Raw genomic sequence first — 18,627 nt, forward strand, 5'->3', positions numbered from 1 at the left:
TGCTACACTAATCAGATGCTCAATGAATAATGACTTCACAATCCTTTTTATCACTTATGAATCACACACGACTTTTATGAAACCTAAACTGCCGCCACGTATCGCCGTCTTATTGGTCAACCTCGGGACACCTGATGAGCCGACAGCGCCTGCTGTCCGTCGTTATCTCAAACAGTTTTTATCAGACCCTCGGGTGATTGAAATCCCTAAGTTTTTGTGGGCCATTATTCTTAACTTGTTTGTCTTGCCTAGTCGGCCGAAGCGCGTCGCAAAAGCTTATGCCAGTATCTGGGAGGGCGACTCGCCGATCCGCAAGATATTAAACGGCCAAGTGGCATTATTAGAGCCGCGTCTGGCTGACAGCGCAGCGCCGTTTCGTGTATCGGTACATGCGGCGATGAGCTATGGCAATCCTGGTCTGCCTGAGGTGATGGACAATCTACGCGATGAGGGCGTGGATCACTTTGTCATTTTGCCATTGTTTCCGCAGTACTCTGCCACCTCAGGCGGTGCTGTCTATGATGCGTTGACCAAATGGACGCTGACGCAGCGCAATTTGCCCAACTATACCATTGTGAAGGATTACTTTGCCCATCCACTGTATATTCAGGCATTAGCAGACTCGATTCGTCGTTTTCAGGCAGCGCATGGCAAACCTGATAAGCTGATGTTTAGTTTTCACGGTATCCCGCAGCCGTATGCGGATAAAGGTGATCCGTATCCAAAGCGCTGTAAGTGTACTGCCGCCCAAGTGGCCCATGCGCTCGGTCTAAGAGATGATGAATGGATCATCAGCTTTCAGTCGCGTTTTGGCAAACAAGAATGGGTCAAACCATATACCGATGTGGTACTAGAGGAGTGGGGTCAGTCTGGCGTGCGCTCGGTGCAGGTTGTCAGTCCTGCATTTTCTGCCGATTGTCTGGAGACGCTAGAAGAGCTGGCGATTGAAAACCGTGACAACTTCTTAAACGCTGGCGGGCAAGAGTATCATTATATACCTGCACTTAACCTTGATGAGGCGCATATTGATTTGCTCGAAGCGCTTAGCAAACCATTGGTCAAAGGCTGGGCGGGCACGCTTGATGGTTGGGCGTAGTTAAGCCTTTTGATTTCTATGAATAATGTCCATTACACCATGAATGATAAAAACACCGGACATGATGTTCGGTGTTTTTTATACCAGTGTTTGACGTCATTGATGCTGTGCTGAGCAGATAGGGTTAGAAGTTATCGTCGTTACTGCGCCCAGCAGCATCGGTATCAGCGATATCGACGATGTCTGGATAATCCTTGTCATCTAGATTGTCCTCAACCAATACCTCATCGACACGGGCTTCATCGATATTTTGGCGATGCATCGGTGTGAGGCCTTGCGTGGCCTCGCTGCCTGCTTGTGAGTTGTCGAACCCTGCGCTATTGTCAATGACGTCATCGTCATCAATCGTATGCAGCATTGGATTGTCTAAATCGACTCGCTGATTGTCATCGCCATCGATACGGTCTTGTGCCTCTGGGAGCGGGGTTTTTGTATTATCCATCTGTCATTCCTTTTATCTTATGATTGATTTTTATCTGTATGATGGGAATCAGTGTGCCGTGTTAGGTCGAGCTCGACTAGTAGTAAGGTGTCACAGGATGTTCAAAAAATGTAAGACAACCCGCAGTGAGCGTTATTTATAGTCAGCTCAAATTAAAATTGTTATAAATCTAAACGCGCTACTGGTATAAATTTTACTTACGTGCTGTTATCACAGGGGCTGCGCAAAATTCATCCCAGCAGCGCTATGTCATTTTTAGAGTGAATTGACTATATGACCTTTGTTTCTCGCCTAAAATATGTCAATGTACTATCGATCATGGTCGGCCTGATAACCGCGATGAGCTTAAGCGCTTGTGACGATCAGCCAACCGTCAGCCAAACGGACACTATAAAAAAGCCGTTGGTGATGGAGGCCAAGCTACCAAGTACCGCGGCCGTGATAGAGTGCGCGCAGCTGACGCCCAAGCAAACTGTGACGATAAAAGGCCATCAGCTCCTGAGTAAAAGCTGCGACTTAACAGGGCAATCGATACGCTTTGAGCTCAGTGACTCTCATAGCTCGCTTGACTGTCAAGGGGCGCAGCTTAGTCCCAGCGCTGATGATTCATCAAAGGCCAGCGCTATTATGATTAAACCAAAGACGGATGCTGCTATCGAAGATATCACCGTTGCTAATTGTCATATAACAGGCTACGGCCATGCGCTGCATATTCGCCAATATAGCCATCCCAATCAGCGTTATACGCGCGGCGTTATCGATCCTACTGCCAATCGCGCGCTGGCCCCAAGAGATATCCGCGTCATCAATGTCAGCAGTCAGAGTAGTATCAATAGCGGCATGTTTGTCGGCGATCACGTACACGGCGTGAGCTTTGAGCACGTGCGTATTCAAAACGCTGGTACGGTTGGGTTATATTTAGAGTTTGGCAGTCGCGACAATGTCATCAAAGACTCTGTGTTTGTCGGTAATGGTTTTCGCACGTTTAAGCCCAATCGTGAAGCCATCGCGGTGGACTCATCGAGCAACAATCGTATCGAGAATAATCAATTTTTTCACAATGGCGCAGGCAGTATCTTGCTCTATCGCAACTGCTTTGAGCATGCTGATGACCCGTCGCGCAGCAATCACTTTAAGCGTACTGAGTCGAGTCGTGACAATATTATTCGCGGTAATGTCTTTCAAAATGAGCCAGTGGGCGTGTGGGTGGCGTCAAGGCAATCACGCAACCTAAAAGGGTTTGAATGCGGCGCGTATTTAGTCAAGCAAACGCTGTTTGCCAGCTATCACTTAGACAGTGCTAAAGACAATCAGATTATTGATAATCAGTTTACCCAAGTCGAGCAAGGTATCATCGTAGAAGATGATGGCACGCTGATTAGGGGTAATACATTCGCCGCCGACGTTCGTTTGCCCATTCAGGTTGGCTCAAAAATTCGCGAAGACACTGCCGCAGGGCCAATCAAAAACACGCTGATTAACAACAATACGTTCGCTGATAAAACCATAAAGCAAGCGATTGACATTCGAGCCGCCAGCAAAACGGCCACTCAGATTGAGTAGCCGTCAGGATAATACGATAAGCTGTGGGTAAATGGCCTGCGCTTTATTTGGCACCCACTTTGGTATTTACCCAGCGGATCACAGGATCAGGCGTGACTTGTGAGAGGGTCTGAAAAACTTTGGCTGGCATGCCGACCGAGTAGTGCGTGCTTTTGAGTTTACGATTGGGGCGGGTGGTCAGTTTGCACAGAGTCTTTGCCACGTCATTGACGTTTAGATTGATGCCCAAGCGCTCAATACTGGTGACACTAAGATCCTCTGTCATGTCTGATTTTACCCACAGCGGCATGACATCAATGACCTTGATACCAAGGCGGTCATACTCGATATTTAGCCCTTCGGTAAGTCCACGGACAAAAAACTTGCTGGCAGAGTACGCCGCAACCTCGGGCTGGCCGTAGATGGCCGAGGCCGAGGAGACATTGACGATTTTACCATTGGTGCTATCCGCCAAATAAGGCGCAAGCTTATGACAGCCGATAAGCACGCCTTTACAATTGACATCGACTAAGGCCAGCTGCTTTTGCAAATCAGTCGTCGGCAAAGTGCCACTGACCAACACGCCTGCGTTGTTGATTAGCGCATCGATACTACCAAAATGATCAATCATTTGTGTGATGGCGTCGTCCCATAGCTCAGGCTGGGTGACATCTAATTTGCCGATAATGACACGGTTTTTTTTCAGCGCTTTTTTAAAGGCTTTGTCGCCGATGGCATCCTCAAGCGTGGCCGTATTGGTCGCAAACAGGCCGACGTTGTGGCCTTTTTCTGCCAGTTTTTTTGCGGTGGCCAGACCGATACCGCGTGAGGCGCCAGTGATTAAGATATTCATAATAAGTGACTCGGTGATTTGGGTGTGTCCTCATTTTTATTACCCTTATCAAAATGAGGACACGCCCTAGCAGTAATGGATAAGTCGAGAGCAAGTGGATATCAGAGATATGTGCGCTCGGGCGTTGATCCAGTATAGCAAATCTGGCGGCAAGTATTGATAGGCGGCGCGGGCACGGCGGCTGTGGCCGAGGTTATATCAGATATCTATGCTGAATGCGACACCGCGTGAGAGTGCGATAGATCTGCGCGCGCTGAGGGACAGTCATAGTCGCTTAACGTAAAGCGCCATAAGTATATCAAGGCAATGGCATAGACGGCGGTCTCTGACAGCTCCTCGATCACCAGGCCAAGGGTTTCAGGTATGCCAATCATGTTTTCGCCCATGTATTCTAGTAGTGCCAGTACCGCTACCGTCAAATATAACGATATGGGTACACGCTTTAATACTGCCAAAAGATAGCGCCATGAGTAAGCCAGCAGCCCAACAATCATCAGGTAGACGACGGTTAACACACAATCTTCCCACCAGTCATAGGGCTGGCTCAGCAACAAAAAATCAGCTGGAATAAAAAGATCGGGTAAGTAGTTTAGCTCGCGGCGTATGACCGCAAAAAACACCAGCACTGCCGCCAACCAAAACGCTTCAGTTTTTTTGCTATGACTGCGCCGAAAGTACTGGAGACAGCGTATCCAGCAAGCAAACAATATAATAATGCCAGGGGCTTCGATAAGACCATCTGTAATCAAAATAAGGACTCCAGATTTTGCAATAAAAAAAGCGAGCGCTAAGGCTCACTTCCAATCACAAGTAATATAAAAACAAAGATATAAAATAGAGATACAGCGTTATTATACGCTTGATTATCCATAAATGGCATTATGAAACATAACTAATTGGTCATAAGGGATTGTTAATATTTACAAAATAGTCAACACCGTTTCACAGGTAGCAACATACTATTTGTCTTATGCCGGCTGCCAAGCGAGACAATAAAGGGCTATCGCGGACTAAAACAGTGCCTCCATGCGTAATAGTGCTGATGGGTAGTGGTCTTTGTGTTCTGTTTTGTCATTATAATAGTTTAGCTCTGTCTGCACGTAGAGCCACTCCCGCCAAATCGGCTGACGGTAGGTGATGGCTGGGCCATAGCTATTGAGCAGTGATTTGTTTTTATCAAAATAACCACTGGTCGAGATACCATAGGCCAGCTGCTTTTCCTCACCGAGCTGATGGACTTGTCTTAGATCATGGCTCCAGTCGGTGTCCTCCCTGCTATCCTGATTGCGGTAGCGCACGGCAGTACGGTTGTTAAGAAAGCGTGCTGGATCAGCGCCATACCGCAAGGTAAGTCCGCCTTTGGCGTAGTGTTCGCTATCGAGGCCATAACGATAAAAGCTATCGGTGGTTACTTGTAGCTTTTCATTTTGGTACCAGTCTCGATCGACACTGACTTTGACATACAGATCATCAAGTGAGCGTACGCCGACATCGACATCTGTTTTGACGCCCAATTGCTCCTCGATCTCATCGTTGAAGCGTGACCAGCGCAGCGCAATAGAGGCGTTGTCTTCACGAGTCTTTTTACTATTGATTAATCTATCAGAGCTTTCGGTACCGGCTTGATAAGCCGCTCCTGTCGAGCTTTGTCGTAAAAAATCATCGTCATCCAAGTCTTCATCGCCGATAATCAAGCTTAGGCGGCGCTCTAAGACCGGTAAGCGTAGACGTCCACGAACCCGAGGCTCGACGCTCACATCACTGCCTGATAGTGGGTCATTTGCCCAGCGCGTGTCTAGTACCAGCCGTAGGCTCGCGGTAGCAGGCGCTTTTGGGTCAGGCTCACCAAACCACCCGTCCATTTCGTGCGCCCATTCGTCTAGCTGCGCTTTTGCGTCTTGTCGCCGCTCATCGGCCCAGCCCCATTGTGCTGAGGAGTCAAAGGACTGCGGCGCGGCAAGTGGTGAGCGTGCTTGATAGCCCAGCTGTTGATAGGCTGTGTCTGTTGTATTGACATCACCGATCTGAGGACTGGATGAAGGGTGGGCGGTGTTTTGATGTTTTGCCGGTATGGCGGCGCTATGATCCGCCAACGCTGGCGTGCACAGACTCAGCGCAGCTAAAGCAGCATAAGTCAAAGTATGACGAGTCGGTGTGGTAAGGATTGAGGGTTTCATGATGGCAGATAGTCGCCTGTAGGCAAAATTGAAAAATAATCATGCCATATTGACCGATTTCCCAACAGTTGACAAGGCGTATGCGGTCGCGCGCATCGATATGTGGTTATAGGGCGGCGATAACTATTCTGACAAATAAAAGATAGCAAATAACAAATCACAAAGAGGCCAAGCAGGTCGCTCAGCCCTTTTATGGGTCAATGGTAATAGGTGCTATAGTCAATCCGCCATAAAATGAGTACAGTAGCACGCCCTAATTCGATAGTATTTATCGTAGCTGCTGCGATATCTTCTTTGGGCGATTAATGTGCCTCGTCCCAATTAGCGCCGCTATCTGTTTCTACCAGCAATGGTACGGCAAAGTCGACTTGCCAGCCTTTTTCAGCCGCAGTGGTCGTTAACACATCTTGCATCGCATCGGTGATAAGCTGACTAATTTCATCGACCTTATCGCTATCAACTTCAAATACCAACTCATCATGGACTTGCAGCAGCATTTTGCCTTGATCTTTGGGCAATACCTTATCGACAGCAATCATGGCAAGCTTGATGATATCAGCGGCAGAGCCTTGTAGTGGAGCGTTGATCGCGGCTCGCTCAGCGCCTTGCTTGACCATGCGGTTGCTATGAGTGATATCGGGCGTGTAGAGCTTACGGCCCAGTATCGTCTCGACGTAGCCTTGCTCATAAGCGCTGGCACGCGTGTTGATCATATAGTCTTTGACACCAGGATAGCGCTCAAAATACATGTCGATATATTCTTGCGCTTCACCGCGGCTCATCTGTAGCTGTTTGGCAAGGCCAAAGGCGCTCATGCCGTAGAGCAGACCAAAGTTAATGGCTTTGGCGTTGCGGCGCTCGGTCGCAGTTACCTCAGCGACTTCTTTACCTAGCACTTCTGCTGCGGTGGCCGCGTGAATGTCCAGACCTTCGTTAAAGGCTTGCGTCAAGTTTTTGTCGCCTGAGAAATGCGCCATCAGACGCAGCTCAATCTGTGAGTAATCCGCCGCCAAGATAACGCGACCTGCTGGCGCGATAAAGGCTTGGCGAATCAAGCGGCCGGTGGCGGTGCGAATTGGGATGTTTTGTAAGTTAGGATCCGTCGATGAGAGTCGTCCGGTACTGGTCAATGCCTGATGATAGCTGGTATGTACGCGGTCGCTCTTGGCGTCTGCCACATTGGCCAGTGCATCGGTGTAGGTGCTTTTAAGCTTAGATAGTCCGCGATACTCAAGGACAATCTCGACTAATGGGTGATCAATCTTTGACAGTATCGCTTCGCCAGTCGAGTATTGGCCTGACTTGGTTTTTTTGCCGCCAGGGATGCCCAGCTTATCAAACAGCATCTCACCCAGCTGCTTCGGCGAGCCAAGGTTAAATTCTTCTCCAGCAATTTCATAAGCGCGTTTTTCTAAAGCGATGATTTCTTCATCAAACCGCTCTGATAGCTCATTTAAAAACGAGCGCTTGATTAAGATACCGTTTGCTTCCATTTGGCACAGTATCTCGGCCGTTGGAATCTCTAACTCGTGCAGCAGTTTGGCATTATTTTCGTCATCAGACAGTTTTTTATGAAAGATATCAAACAGCTGATAAGTGATATCGGCATCTTCACAAGCATAGTCGCTGGCGATATCGATGGCCACCTGATCAAAGGTGACTTGTTTGGCGCCTTTACCGGCGACATCTTCAAAGCTGATCGTTTGCGTCTGTAGATAGTGGCGTGCCAGATCATCCATACCGTGGCGAGTGATGGCGGCATTGATGACGTAGCTTGCCAGCATGGTATCCATCGCCCAGTTGTTGGGGCTGGCGTGAATCGCGCCGATCAAGTCGATATCATAATGACTTAGCACATGAGCGTCGTATTTGAGGTGCTGGCCGATTTTACCGATATTTGGGTTTTCTAAGATAGGCTTTAAACGCGCCAATACCGTATCGCGATCCAGCTGCTTGGCGCTCAGCTCATCCCCTTCTAAACGATGAGTCAGCGGTACATAGTAGGCTTCGTGTGCTTGCAGTGCAAAAGACAGGCCGACGATTTCGGCTTGTCGCCAATAGACGCTGGTGGTCTCGGTATCGATGACGAAGTGCGGCGCGGCTTCTAGTCGTTTGACCAAGCTATCAAAGGCAGGTGCGTCTAAAATCGTATGCCATGCGCTATCGCGACTTTTGCTATCGGTGATATTGTCGGTAGTGCTTGACTGTAAGGATTTAGCGATTTGCGCTTGTGATTCACTATCGGCCTGAGCGTGCGCCACGCTTTGTGAGCCATTGGCAGGGTGGTTTGGATGATCAAGCGAGGCCAGCTCGTTTCGAAACTCAAGCTCTGTGTACAGAGCGCGTAACTCATCGATATGGGCGCACGGGTCGGTATTGATTTTTAGATCGGTCCAGTCTTGGCCAATCTCTAAATCGGTGACGATAGTGGCCAGCTGCGCGTTGAACGGAATGTCATCGGCATACTCGACCAGATTTTTGCCAGCACGGCCTTTGATATCGGCGACATTGGCCAGCATGGCCTCGATATTACCGTATTTATTGAGCAAATCTTTGGCGGTTTTTTTGCCGATGCCCGGTACGCCTTTGATGCCATCTGATGAGTCGCCCATCAACGTCAAAAAATCGATCATCTGATGCGGCTCAATCCCGAATTTTTCGACCACGCCTGCGCCATCAGTAATTTTGCCCGTAAAACTGTCTTCTAGTATCACGCAGTCATTAATCAGCTGCATCATGTCTTTGTCACCTGTCGAGATGACCACGTGATGACCTTCAGCGACGGCGCGATAGGCCAGCGTACCGATGATGTCGTCGGCTTCTGCGCCCTCGATACGCAGTAGTGGAATCCCAAGCGCGGCAACCAAGCGATGAATATAGGGAATCTGCTCAGCCAGCTCTACATCCATTTTGGGGCGATTGGCTTTGTACTCTTCAGACATCGCATGGCGAAAGGTCGGTGATTTGGTATCAAAACACACCGCCATATGGGTGGGGTGATAGCGGCGCATCAGTTTTAATAGCGCATTTAACGTACCACGTATGGCGTTGGTGATGAGGCCTTGCGAGTTTTGCATGGTTTTTGGCAAGGCGTGATAAGTACGAAACAGGTAGTAAGAGCCGTCGACCAAGATAAAAGGCGGTTGCTCTTTATCCACATGACTGGTGTCCATCGTTGCGACGTTGGGCATACAGGCAAAGTTTGGCAGCGTGTTTGGATTGATGGGCGAGTGGGAGTTGTGGTCGTTGTCAGTCATAGAGGGTCACTTATCAAGTATTTGGCAGCAGGTATTGGATAATAAAATATGGGATAAAAACAAGCATTAGGTAAAAAGTTACCCTCATTATAACGATAAAATACCTTCTTGCCGAATGAATGACAAACGAATAAGACGAGCCAATAAAAGTCGCGATGTGTACAAGATGCGTACAAACAAAAGTGCCAGACAATAAAAAAGAACCCAGACTCGCTGCGTTCTTTTTATACTTCGTGACACTATAATCAACTGAAAATAAAACTGTTATATAAGTTTAAACGCGCTACTGGTATAAATTTTACTTGCGTGCTGCGTTCCCAGAGGCTGCGCAACCTACGTTTAAAAATAGCATCCCAGTAGCGCTATATTCTTTTTAGAGTGCATCGGCTATACAGTAGAGTAGCCGAGAACTTATTGAACCTCTGATGTCACCTCGACGTCGATATTGCCGCGCGTGGCTTTTGAATATGGGCAGACTTGGTGGGCTTTTTCGACCAGCTTTTGGAACTCATCAGCAGATAGCTCAGTGTTTTTGCCAATCACGTGGATTTTTGCCGCCAGCTTATAGTCGTGCCCTTCGCCTTGCATCAGATCAACTTCTACTTCGGTGGTTGAGTCAAATTTGGCTTTTTCCATTTGTTTGACCGCGCCTAATGCGCCATCAAAACATGCGCTGTAACCCATAGCAAATAGCTGCTCTGGGTTATTGCCGTCTTTGCCAGAGCCGGGCGGTACCATATTGATACTCAGATCGCTATCAGCGAGACTGGCTGAGCCTGCACGGCCGCCGGTGGTTGTAGCTTTAGTAGAGTATAACGTTTTCATAACACATCCTTTGTTGTTGGTTTTGTCGCTCGTGGTGAGCTTTATTGATTTAGAGACTATTGTATTAAAATTGATTTAGGAACTTATGTATTAAAGACTTATATAAATACGATTGTAGGTGCGAGCGTCGAATAAAGGCTGGTAAGCTCGTATTGTTTTTATCCATGGTAGCAAGCTATTTGATGCGCACAATGGGTCAGGCGTAAACATATATAAAAAGTTTGTAAATATACAAACAGTGTGCGCATAACAAAACAGCGTTGATATATAAATAATGAGGGTATTGAGGTAAACTAATCACATCAACATCGCTGTTTGATCCTCAGTATAGATGACAACAAATGGCAATCGACCTGACCATGACAAGGATACTACTTAATGTTAATGAGCAACTCTATAAAAAAACGGATGGTGATTCCCAGCGTATTGTCTGTGTTGGCGCTGACGATGGCTGGCTGCGGCGAAGACGATGGTGTGTATGGTTCGGGGAATAATAACCTCACAGTGAGTAGTTTTGAGAGTCAGTCAAATGCGATTACGCGTATCGATACAACTTACCGAAATGGCGAACGTCAGGTACAGCCAATCAATATTGTTGGTATTGCCCAGCCTGACGTCGATAACTTAGAGAGCTCGATAGTGTTAGCCAATAGATTTGAAGGTACCATAGCCGATAAAGACATTAGTGTTGATGGTAATATAGTTAGTCGTCCTATTTACCAGAAAAACAGTAATAATAAATCAATGTTTACTATTGATTATAAAGAATATGATTTATATGGTGTCAGAGCGGACAGTTACAGTGTGGATAAAGTCACAGGTAAGCGAGCTGGCGTACTAACAGACTTATATAATTATTCGAGAATAAGCAGTAAAGTTTCTTTTCCTAAGAACGCACAATGCTTTACACCTATGACAAATAGTGAACGTGAGTTTGTCTATTTTAATGAAAAGGGTATAACAGGTTATAAAAATATCGACTCGTGGATAGAGTTTATTGAAAATCAAATTGGTGACGGCTACAGCAAGAAGATCACTAGAACCAGCCTTGGGTTTAATAAACAATACCCTTTAGCAAGCGTGCAAGCTTATAATGATGACCAGCAAATCGTTGCGACTTATAACGGTGTAGAATATAAAGGTCGGGTGTATAATGCTGAGCATGTGGCGAGTGGGGTTAATGACTCAAATAATGATCCTTTGAGCGGCGTAGTCGATTGCACGTTGGTCAATGACGTAGCGGCTGACTTTTTAGAGCAAGAAATCAAACGCTATTATTAAAAAAAGCCCATAATTTAGGCCAAAAACATCGTAACCTCCAAGGTCGCACGCTCTATTGGGCTATCATAGAGCGTGTTTTTTATGCGCTAATTCTGCAGTCTGGCGCTAAATCCGTTACAATACGCTCATATTTACCCTATTTATTTAGACTAATCTCTAAATGACCCAACTGCTGAAGCCGAACATTATGAGCGTAGACCCAAAAAAACTAAATCAAGAAGTTGCCAAGCGCCGCACCTTCGCCATTATCTCGCACCCTGATGCGGGTAAGACCACCATGACCGAAAAGCTGCTCCTGTGGGGGCAAGCCATTCAGGTAGTGGGTGAGGTCAAAGGCCGCAAAACCGATCGTCATGCGACCTCTGACTGGATGAGCATGGAGCAAGAGCGTGGTATCTCTATCACCACCTCCGTCATGCAGTTTCCTTACAAAGACCATATGGTCAATCTACTAGACACCCCAGGTCACGCCGACTTCTCAGAAGATACTTATCGTACTCTGACCGCCGTAGACAGCGCGCTGATGATGGTCGATGGTGCTAAGGGTGTCGAAGAGCGTACCATCAAGCTGATGGAAGTCTGCCGTATGCGCGACACCCCCATCATCTCATTTGTCAACAAGCTTGATCGTCAGATTCGCGAGCCGCTTGAGCTGCTCAGTGAAATCGAAGACGTTTTAAAAATTAAATGCATTCCTGTTACTTGGCCGATCGGTATGGGACAAGATTTTGTTGGGGTCTATCATCTGGCCGAAAACAAAACCTATCTGTACGAAAAAGGCCATGGCGGTGATATGAGCGTGGCAGAAACCCGCGAAGGCTATGATTATCCTGATATCCGTGAGCGTTTGGGCAAGCTGATGTTTGATGCTTTTGAGGAGTCGCTTGAGCTGGTACAAATGGCGCTCGAAGACTTCGATGTTGCAGCGTTTTTAAAAGGCGAGATGACCCCTGTGTTGTTTGGTACCGCGCTGGGCAACTTTGGTGTCAATATGGTACTTGATACTTTGGTGAAGTATGCGCCGCCGCCCAAAGCGCACCCGACGCATGAGCGCGAAGTGGCTGCGACCGAAACGGCGTTTAGTGGTTTTGTCTTTAAAATTCAGGCCAATATGGACCCGCGCCACCGTGACCGTATCGCGTTTTTGCGGGTCTGCTCAGGTAAGTATGAAAAAGGCATGAAAATGAAGCACGTGCGCCTAGGGAAAGACGTGCGGATTGCTGACGCCTTAACCTTTTTAGCGGGCGACCGTGAGGCGTTAGAAGAAGCCTATCCGGGTGATATTATCGGTCTTCATAACCACGGGACGATCTCTATCGGTGATAGCTTCACCGAAGGCGAGGAGTTGAACTTTACGGGGATTCCGCATTTTGCTCCTGAGCTGTTTCGCCGCGTGGTATTGAAAGATCCGCTCAAATCCAAAGCGCTACAAAAAGGCCTACAGCAGCTGAGCGAGGAAGGTGCTACGCAGGTATTTATGCCGCAGATCAATAACGATTTGATTTTGGGCGCGGTCGGTGTCCTGCAGTTTGAGGTGGTGGCCCATCGTCTGAAAGAAGAATACAAGGTACAATGTATCTTTGAGCCTGTCTCTATCGCGACGGTACGCTGGATTCATTGTGATGATGAAGCGGCGCTGGCGAAGTTTAAGAAAAAAGCCCATGATCAGCTATCGATAGATGGCGGTGGTTATTTGACCTATTTAGCGCCATCACGAGTAAATTTGCAGCTCATGCAAGACCGCTATCCAGAGGTGACGTTTAGTAATACCCGCGAGCACTAATACACGCTGTCGTACCGCGCTTGCCATCTAAAGCGGTACGACTGACAATCATAAAAAGGCACGACTTTCGTGTCTTTTTTATTTATTTGCCTCTGACCTAACGGGCTGACATAGCACACAGGTCATGCGCTAACACCTCAAAAACACAAACAGTGTTCCTACAATATATCGGTATGGTTACGATAAAATATCAAGTAGCGTGTCAGTTTATAAGATGTCATTAATAAAAGCCTGCCGAGAAGCAGAGCGCTTTGGCAGCTTGGTTTTGAATACTGCTATTTTAGATAGCTTGAGTTTTAGGATGTTTTAAAAGCTGACACTGTAAAAGCTGATATCTTCAAAGCTTGATAGATAAAAATAATAGGTATAAAAAGAGGCTATATGAACACCGTGTCTGGTTCTATCGTAACTTGCGCCCATAGCATTCGCTCGCTGATAGCGGCGCGGCTGCCTTTGCAGGCAAGACCTTTGCAAGTAAGTTTGTGGCGTGTAGTAGCGACGGGCGTGTTGGTAGGGTCGCTTGCCATGCCGAGCTTTGCTGCCAGCTTAATCAGTGAGCGTGACTATCTGGATTACCAGTTACCAAAACCGCTACAAGATAAGTGCGCCAAGCGTGACAATTGTCCAACGATAGAGGTCCAGTATCTACAAAGCAACCATGCTTGGATAAATGATGTTGTCAACGCCCGTATTGATGCGCTGGTGGTCAATAGCAAATCTAGCGAGTCAGGCGCACGAGTGGTAAAAACGCCTGACGATGTCAAGGCAGCGCTTGATGAATTTGTGGCCTCACAGTTTGCGGAGGTGCCAGCAGACAGCGTGTTTGTCTACAGCCTTATGGTCACGCCAGAATACTTAGGTCACGTCAATGATTTTGAGCTGTTTGAGATAAACTCATACGTCTTTACGGGCGGCGCTCACGGCATGCCCTATAGTGAGTACCTGATATTTGATCACCAAACCAAAAAATCAATCCAGCTGGCAGACATGCTACAGCCCAACAAAAAATCTCGCTTTAATGCCTTAGCCTATAGCGCTTATAAAGAGTGGGTCAAGACAGTCGATGAGGATGTTGCCAGCTATGAGAAAAGCTGGCCGTTTACCCTAAGTAATAATGTCACGTTGACAGATCAGGGCATTGATATTCGCTATCAGCATTATTCTATCGGGCCTTATGCTTATGGCATGCCAGTGCTGAGCATCCCTTATAGCCAGCTTCAGGGGGTTATCAAACCGCAGTTTTTGCCAGCGCGCCTGTCGAATAAATAGTTATAGTTGATGTGTCTGGCACATTTGCCTGTTCAGCGATCAAATCTGAGAGATACCTGAATACATTACATGTAAAATTTCATAAAAAGTAAGGAGTCATAGCATGATGAACCATACAGATAATGCACATACCACCGCAGATGCAGACAGTTGGCGTCTCAAGGCCCTAACCGAAGCGTTGGGCGATTTGACATTGACCGTCACAGACAGCCTCTCTGTTGGCCGTGGCAGTGACAATGACGTGGTGCTAGGTAGCAAGCAAGTCTCGCGTAATCATGCTGTGCTTAGCGTATTGGACGGCCAGCTCTATGTAAAAGACTTGGATTCATCCAACGGTACGTTTGTCAACGATCAGCGCTTGGAAGGCAATAAGTCAACGCCGCTACAAGTAGAAGACACCTTGGGATTTGCCAGTTTTCGCTTTCAGGTCAGTGCACCTGTACGAACGCAAGAGACCGCTCAGACGATAGAGCAAGCAGCATCAACTGACAAAATGGCCGCAGCGAGCACCCCAGCAGCGCCCGTCATCAAAGAAACGGGTATCGATGAGGTGTTATCGGCGGCTGAGCAGACAGAGCCGGTCAACGACACACCGGTGACGCAGTCTGCACCTACGGATATCAAAGAAGAGGCCATCACAGAGCCTGCTATAGAGCCTGTCACAGAACAGCCAGTGGCTCATAAAGCGTCCACTACAGCAGATAAGACCGCCGATGAAGCATTGCTTGACGAGCATGACAAAACCACCAAAACTGCGCTACAAGAAGAAGCGGATCCTGAGGTACTGCGCGCCAAGCAAGCGGCGACCGCTCAGTTTTCTGGGACTGCCAATCTCGGTCAGGAGCGCGACCTTGGTACCGAAGGCAATAATGCCATGGAGCAAGCCATCAATAATCCTGCCAATGCCGGCCAAGTAGAGAAAAAGCCCAGCGGCGGCTGGTTTGTATGGGTGTTTATCGCAATTTTGATTATCGGGTTGGCGTTATGGTTGTTTAATATGGGCGGTGCTTAACTTTAATGGTGCTTAATTTTGATATAGTACTGGCCAGTCCGTTTGGGCCGCTATAACCCCAGCGAGCTTTGATATAATTAGCGGCTACCAGTTATCCTTACTACGCCACTGATAATAAAATAAGCCACCAATCTGCCATTTTTATAGCGTCAACATTCAGTAGAGTGTTGACGCTATCTTGCATTTGTATTGTGACTATCGTTTTTTACTGTGCTTATCTTTTGCCAATCGTTTGCTAAGAGAGTTTCATTATGATGACCTTTGAAGAATATCAAGCTTTTCAAGACCGTGGTTTTAGCCATGCGCCACTGATCAAAAAACGCTTGATGGATGCCCAAACGCCAGTCTCGGTGTTTTCCAAAGTACGTGATTTGAGCGGTTCGGCCTACTTGTTTGAGTCGGTGGCAGGCGGTGAGCGTTGGGCACGGTATTCGATGATTGGTCTGGGTGGTGATCTGATCGTGCAATATATAGATGGGGTGATGACGGTCAAAAAAAATGATCATATCGACGTGGAGATGATAGACCAACCATTTGAGTATATTCGTACCCTGATGGCAGAGTATCAAATGCCAACTTCAACAGACATGCCGGCCCTGCCGAGCTTTAGCGGTGGTCTGGTTGGGTACTTCGGCTACGATATGGTACGGGTGATCGAGCCGAGTATGGGGGAGTGTGAAGCGCCCAACCCAATGACCATGCCTGATATGTGGCTCATGCTATCGATGAATGTGATAGTCTTTGATAGGCTAGAAAACACCCTATCTATCATCGTCTATGCTGACTGCAGAAGCGATGACGGCTATAGCCATGCCATTCGCGAGCTAGAAAAAATAGAAGACAAGCTGACAGAGATGCCAAGCTTGTACGCCCCTATCATGCCCACACCTAAGTTCAAATCGCATACTGGCATGGATAAATACAGTGCGGATGTCAATAAAATTAAAGACTACATTATGGCAGGGGATGTGCAGCAAGTGGTACCAGCCCAGCGCCTGACCGCGGATTATAAAGGCAACTCGCTGGCAGTGTATCGTGCGCTGCGATTTTTAAACCCATCGCCGTATTTGTTTTTAGTGCATGGCTACACGTTAGATGATCACAAACGTTTTGATATCATCGGCGCCTCTCCTGAGATGCTATCTCGCGTAGAGAATGGCCGTATCAGCGTGCGTCCGCTGGCTGGCACGCGCAAACGTGGCCAAGATGCCGCCAACGATTTAGCACTTGAGGCGGCGCTGCTCGCTGACCAGCAAGCGGTCGCCGAGCACTGCAAGCTCGTTGACTTAGCACGTGATGAGCTTAGCCGCGTCTGTGAAGATGGCAGCGTTGAGGTCAGCCAAAAAATGGCTGTCGAGCGTTATTCGCAAGTGATGCAGATGGCCTCTCATGTTGAAGGCGCGATAGCTGCTGACAAAGATGCGCTCGATGTACTGTGTGCCACTTTTCCTGCAGGCTCACTGTCAGGTGCACCCAAAATCCGCGCGATGCAAATCCTCGCTGAAATTGAGCTGGTGCGTCGTAGCGTCTTTGGCGGCTGCGTTGGTTATTTGGGCTGGCATGGCAATATGGACACCGCGATAGCGGTGCGCACAGCAGTGATGCGCCGCGGCAAGATACATATCCAAGTAGGCGCAAATGTAAATGACGGTGCTACTGCAGACGCGATGTGGGAGGAGACCAACCAAAAAGCCCAAATACTGATAAAAGCCGTGAAAATGGCCTGTAATGGATTACGTATTCGCTAACGGCTAGGCTTGCAGCGAACGGTAAAACAAGCACAAATGCTATGACTGCGATAAAAGCGGCTTTATGGCCAAAAAAAACAGTAACATAATCAACCGCTTGACAATTAATGTGAAATTAATCGCAAAAAAAATAAAAAAGGACTTGCGTCTCTCAAAATATTTGATAGAATAGCCACCACTTTGAGAGAACAAGCCGACTTAGCTCAGTTGGTAGAGCAACTGACTTGTAATCAGTAGGTCGCCAGTTCGATCCCGGCAGTCGGCACCATCTCTTTCAAAGTCGCTTTTTATAAAATTGCCTTGTTTTAAAGTCATTTTTGTTCAAAGCACCCTAAGGTGGGATTGGGGAGCGGTCAAACCCAACAGACTGTAAATCTGTCGCGAAAGCTTCGAAGGTTCGAATCCTTCTCCCACCACCATATTTTAAGTTTGTCATAGCGCCAAGCAAGCTCTTATTATGATAGACTCTCTATTAGAGTCAGCCAAAACAAGAGTAATTGCGGGTGTGGTATAATGGTAACACCTTAGCCTTCCAAGCTAATGACGCGGGTTCGATTCCCGCCACCCGCTCCATTTATACACCATCGCAAAGACTATCAATAATACATCACGACAGTCAGCTATTATCGCTGCATCGTGATATTTTTTTTAGTAAATCTACAGATTTCTGCTGTAGTTATTAAAAATATGCTCATATAGCTCAGCGGTAGAGCACTCCCTTGGTAAGGGAGAGGTCTCGAGTTCAATTCTCGATATGAGCTCCATTTATTGTTTTAGCCTTTTGTGTTTGCTTTGAGCTTTAATACACAGCTTTACGTCGATATCGAAATTATAGAATATTGAAAACTATAAAATTAGTGTGGCAGATTATAATTTAAAGGTGACACTGAGGTGTTGCCTTTTAGTGCTGTCAATTGGTTAACAAAGCAGTAAAACTTCAGCTGGCAGATTGGTTAGGGACTCGTAAGATATCGTAACCTAACCGCCATATCGCGATACCGTGGAAGATGGGCAATCGCGCAAAAAGCAAGTATAATAGTCAAGCATATAAGCGTGATCAAAAGTAAGTTTGAATAAAGCATTGAAACGTACCTTGTTTATAAGCAAATGAAAAGTCTTGTGTTTGCGATAACACGTTAAGCAAGGTCGTTTTGGTAGTTAAGCCATAGCGTCAACGGTTTGATGGTTGAATATGCATCAAAAGCCGTCAAACAGCTATTCACTGATCTTTTATTGATAAAGATTCACCAAAAAAAGAGGAATTACCCATGGCAAAGGCCAAGTTTGAACGCAACAAGCCACACGTCAACGTCGGCACCATCGGACACGTTGACCACGGTAA

The 18,627-nt window shown here is 47.2% G+C and carries 13 protein-coding genes, 4 tRNA genes and 1 pseudogene; 12 read left to right on the forward strand and 6 right to left on the reverse strand.

The genetic code is table 11. The annotated features are described in order from the left end of the window. Window positions 1-76 precede the first annotated feature (76 nt). Window positions 77-1,096 (forward strand): ferrochelatase, encoded by a 1,020-nt coding sequence (hemH, locus tag J3491_RS10100; RefSeq protein WP_207970112.1) that lies wholly within the window; start codon window positions 77-79, stop codon window positions 1,094-1,096. 124 nt (window positions 1,097-1,220) lie between these two features. On the opposite strand, the gene J3491_RS10105 is transcribed toward hemH, so the two are convergent. Further along, window positions 1,221-1,538 (reverse strand): hypothetical protein, encoded by a 318-nt coding sequence (locus J3491_RS10105; RefSeq protein ID WP_075102047.1) that lies wholly within the window; start codon window positions 1,536-1,538, stop codon window positions 1,221-1,223. A gap of 273 nt (window positions 1,539-1,811) precedes the next feature. Here J3491_RS10105 and J3491_RS10110 point away from each other — a divergent pair, with 273 nt between their 5' ends. Continuing rightward, window positions 1,812-3,101: a right-handed parallel beta-helix repeat-containing protein gene (locus J3491_RS10110; protein ID WP_207970113.1), complete on the forward strand. Its 1,290-nt coding sequence runs from the start codon at window positions 1,812-1,814 to the stop codon at window positions 3,099-3,101. 43 nt (window positions 3,102-3,144) lie between these two features. Here J3491_RS10110 and J3491_RS10115 read toward each other — a convergent pair whose 3' ends face one another. The 5 genes from J3491_RS10115 to J3491_RS10135 all read right to left on the reverse strand — a co-directional run bounded on the left by J3491_RS10115 (window position 3,145) and on the right by J3491_RS10135 (window position 10,192). Next, window positions 3,145-3,933: an SDR family NAD(P)-dependent oxidoreductase gene (locus J3491_RS10115; protein ID WP_207970114.1), complete on the reverse strand. Its 789-nt coding sequence runs from the start codon at window positions 3,931-3,933 to the stop codon at window positions 3,145-3,147. 206 nt (window positions 3,934-4,139) lie between these two features. Next, a complete protein-coding gene (locus tag J3491_RS10120; RefSeq protein ID WP_207970115.1) occupies window positions 4,140-4,682 on the reverse strand; it encodes a hypothetical protein in 543 nt (180 codons plus the stop codon). A gap of 261 nt (window positions 4,683-4,943) precedes the next feature. Further along, entirely contained in the window at window positions 4,944-6,110 is a 1,167-nt protein-coding gene (locus J3491_RS10125) for a hypothetical protein (protein WP_207970116.1), read from the reverse strand. A 302-nt stretch (window positions 6,111-6,412) separates the two neighbouring features. Next, window positions 6,413-9,367, reverse strand: a complete 2,955-nt coding sequence (gene polA, locus J3491_RS10130; RefSeq protein ID WP_207970117.1) for a DNA polymerase I — start codon at window positions 9,365-9,367, stop codon at window positions 6,413-6,415. A 411-nt stretch (window positions 9,368-9,778) separates the two neighbouring features. Continuing rightward, a complete protein-coding gene (locus J3491_RS10135) occupies window positions 9,779-10,192 on the reverse strand; it encodes an organic hydroperoxide resistance protein (protein ID WP_105244849.1) in 414 nt (137 codons plus the stop codon). A 378-nt stretch (window positions 10,193-10,570) separates the two neighbouring features. Between J3491_RS10135 and J3491_RS10140 the strand changes: the two genes are divergently transcribed. The 10 genes and pseudogenes from J3491_RS10140 to J3491_RS10185 all read left to right on the forward strand — a co-directional run. Next, window positions 10,571-11,473 carry a hypothetical protein gene (locus tag J3491_RS10140; protein ID WP_207970118.1) on the forward strand — a complete coding sequence of 301 codons (903 nt, stop codon included), beginning with the start codon at window positions 10,571-10,573 and terminating at the stop codon, window positions 11,471-11,473. A 187-nt stretch (window positions 11,474-11,660) separates the two neighbouring features. Beyond that, on the forward strand, window positions 11,661-13,256 hold the full coding sequence (locus tag J3491_RS10145; RefSeq protein WP_075102055.1) for a peptide chain release factor 3: 1,596 nt from the start codon (window positions 11,661-11,663) through the stop codon (window positions 13,254-13,256). Window positions 13,257-13,637: 381 nt separating this feature from the next. Then, complete coding sequence (locus J3491_RS10150) at window positions 13,638-14,525, forward strand: RsiV family protein (protein ID WP_207970119.1); 888 nt, start codon at window positions 13,638-13,640, stop codon at window positions 14,523-14,525. A 103-nt stretch (window positions 14,526-14,628) separates the two neighbouring features. Continuing rightward, on the forward strand, window positions 14,629-15,537 hold the full coding sequence (locus J3491_RS10155; protein ID WP_243456333.1) for an FHA domain-containing protein: 909 nt from the start codon (window positions 14,629-14,631) through the stop codon (window positions 15,535-15,537). Between the two features lie 251 nt (window positions 15,538-15,788). Continuing rightward, a complete protein-coding gene (locus tag J3491_RS10160) occupies window positions 15,789-17,285 on the forward strand; it encodes an anthranilate synthase component I family protein (protein ID WP_207970120.1) in 1,497 nt (498 codons plus the stop codon). Between the two features lie 192 nt (window positions 17,286-17,477). Then, window positions 17,478-17,553, forward strand: a tRNA-Thr gene (locus tag J3491_RS10165). A 67-nt stretch (window positions 17,554-17,620) separates the two neighbouring features. Beyond that, a tRNA-Tyr gene (locus J3491_RS10170) sits at window positions 17,621-17,704 on the forward strand. 80 nt (window positions 17,705-17,784) lie between these two features. Continuing rightward, a tRNA-Gly gene (locus tag J3491_RS10175) sits at window positions 17,785-17,858 on the forward strand. Window positions 17,859-17,974: 116 nt separating this feature from the next. Then, window positions 17,975-18,049, forward strand: a tRNA-Thr gene (locus J3491_RS10180). Between the two features lie 504 nt (window positions 18,050-18,553). Beyond that, window positions 18,554-18,627: pseudogene (locus tag J3491_RS10185) on the forward strand (hypothetical protein); the annotation flags it as partial.

The sequence above is a fragment of the Psychrobacter halodurans genome (genome assembly GCF_017498075.1).
GTDB lineage: Bacteria > Pseudomonadota > Gammaproteobacteria > Pseudomonadales > Moraxellaceae > Psychrobacter > Psychrobacter celer.

Bases quoted from the DNA above. Each gene is read 5' to 3' on its own strand.
- J3491_RS10160 (WP_207970120.1), top strand. From the start codon at position 15,789: ATGATGACCTTTGAAGAATATCAAGCTTTTCAAGACCGTGGTTTTAGC.
- J3491_RS10155 (WP_243456333.1), top strand. From the start codon at position 14,629: ATGATGAACCATACAGATAATGCACATACCACCGCAGATGCAGACAGT.
- J3491_RS10145 (WP_075102055.1), top strand. From the start codon at position 11,661: ATGAGCGTAGACCCAAAAAAACTAAATCAAGAAGTTGCCAAGCGCCGC.
- J3491_RS10140 (WP_207970118.1), top strand. From the start codon at position 10,571: ATGTTAATGAGCAACTCTATAAAAAAACGGATGGTGATTCCCAGCGTA.
- J3491_RS10150 (WP_207970119.1), top strand. From the start codon at position 13,638: ATGAACACCGTGTCTGGTTCTATCGTAACTTGCGCCCATAGCATTCGC.
- J3491_RS10110 (WP_207970113.1), top strand. From the start codon at position 1,812: ATGACCTTTGTTTCTCGCCTAAAATATGTCAATGTACTATCGATCATG.
- J3491_RS10125 (WP_207970116.1), bottom strand. From the start codon at position 6,110: ATGAAACCCTCAATCCTTACCACACCGACTCGTCATACTTTGACTTAT.
- J3491_RS10135 (WP_105244849.1), bottom strand. From the start codon at position 10,192: ATGAAAACGTTATACTCTACTAAAGCTACAACCACCGGCGGCCGTGCA.
- hemH (WP_207970112.1), top strand. From the start codon at position 77: ATGAAACCTAAACTGCCGCCACGTATCGCCGTCTTATTGGTCAACCTC.
- polA (WP_207970117.1), bottom strand. From the start codon at position 9,367: ATGACTGACAACGACCACAACTCCCACTCGCCCATCAATCCAAACACG.
- J3491_RS10115 (WP_207970114.1), bottom strand. From the start codon at position 3,933: ATGAATATCTTAATCACTGGCGCCTCACGCGGTATCGGTCTGGCCACC.
- J3491_RS10105 (WP_075102047.1), bottom strand. From the start codon at position 1,538: ATGGATAATACAAAAACCCCGCTCCCAGAGGCACAAGACCGTATCGAT.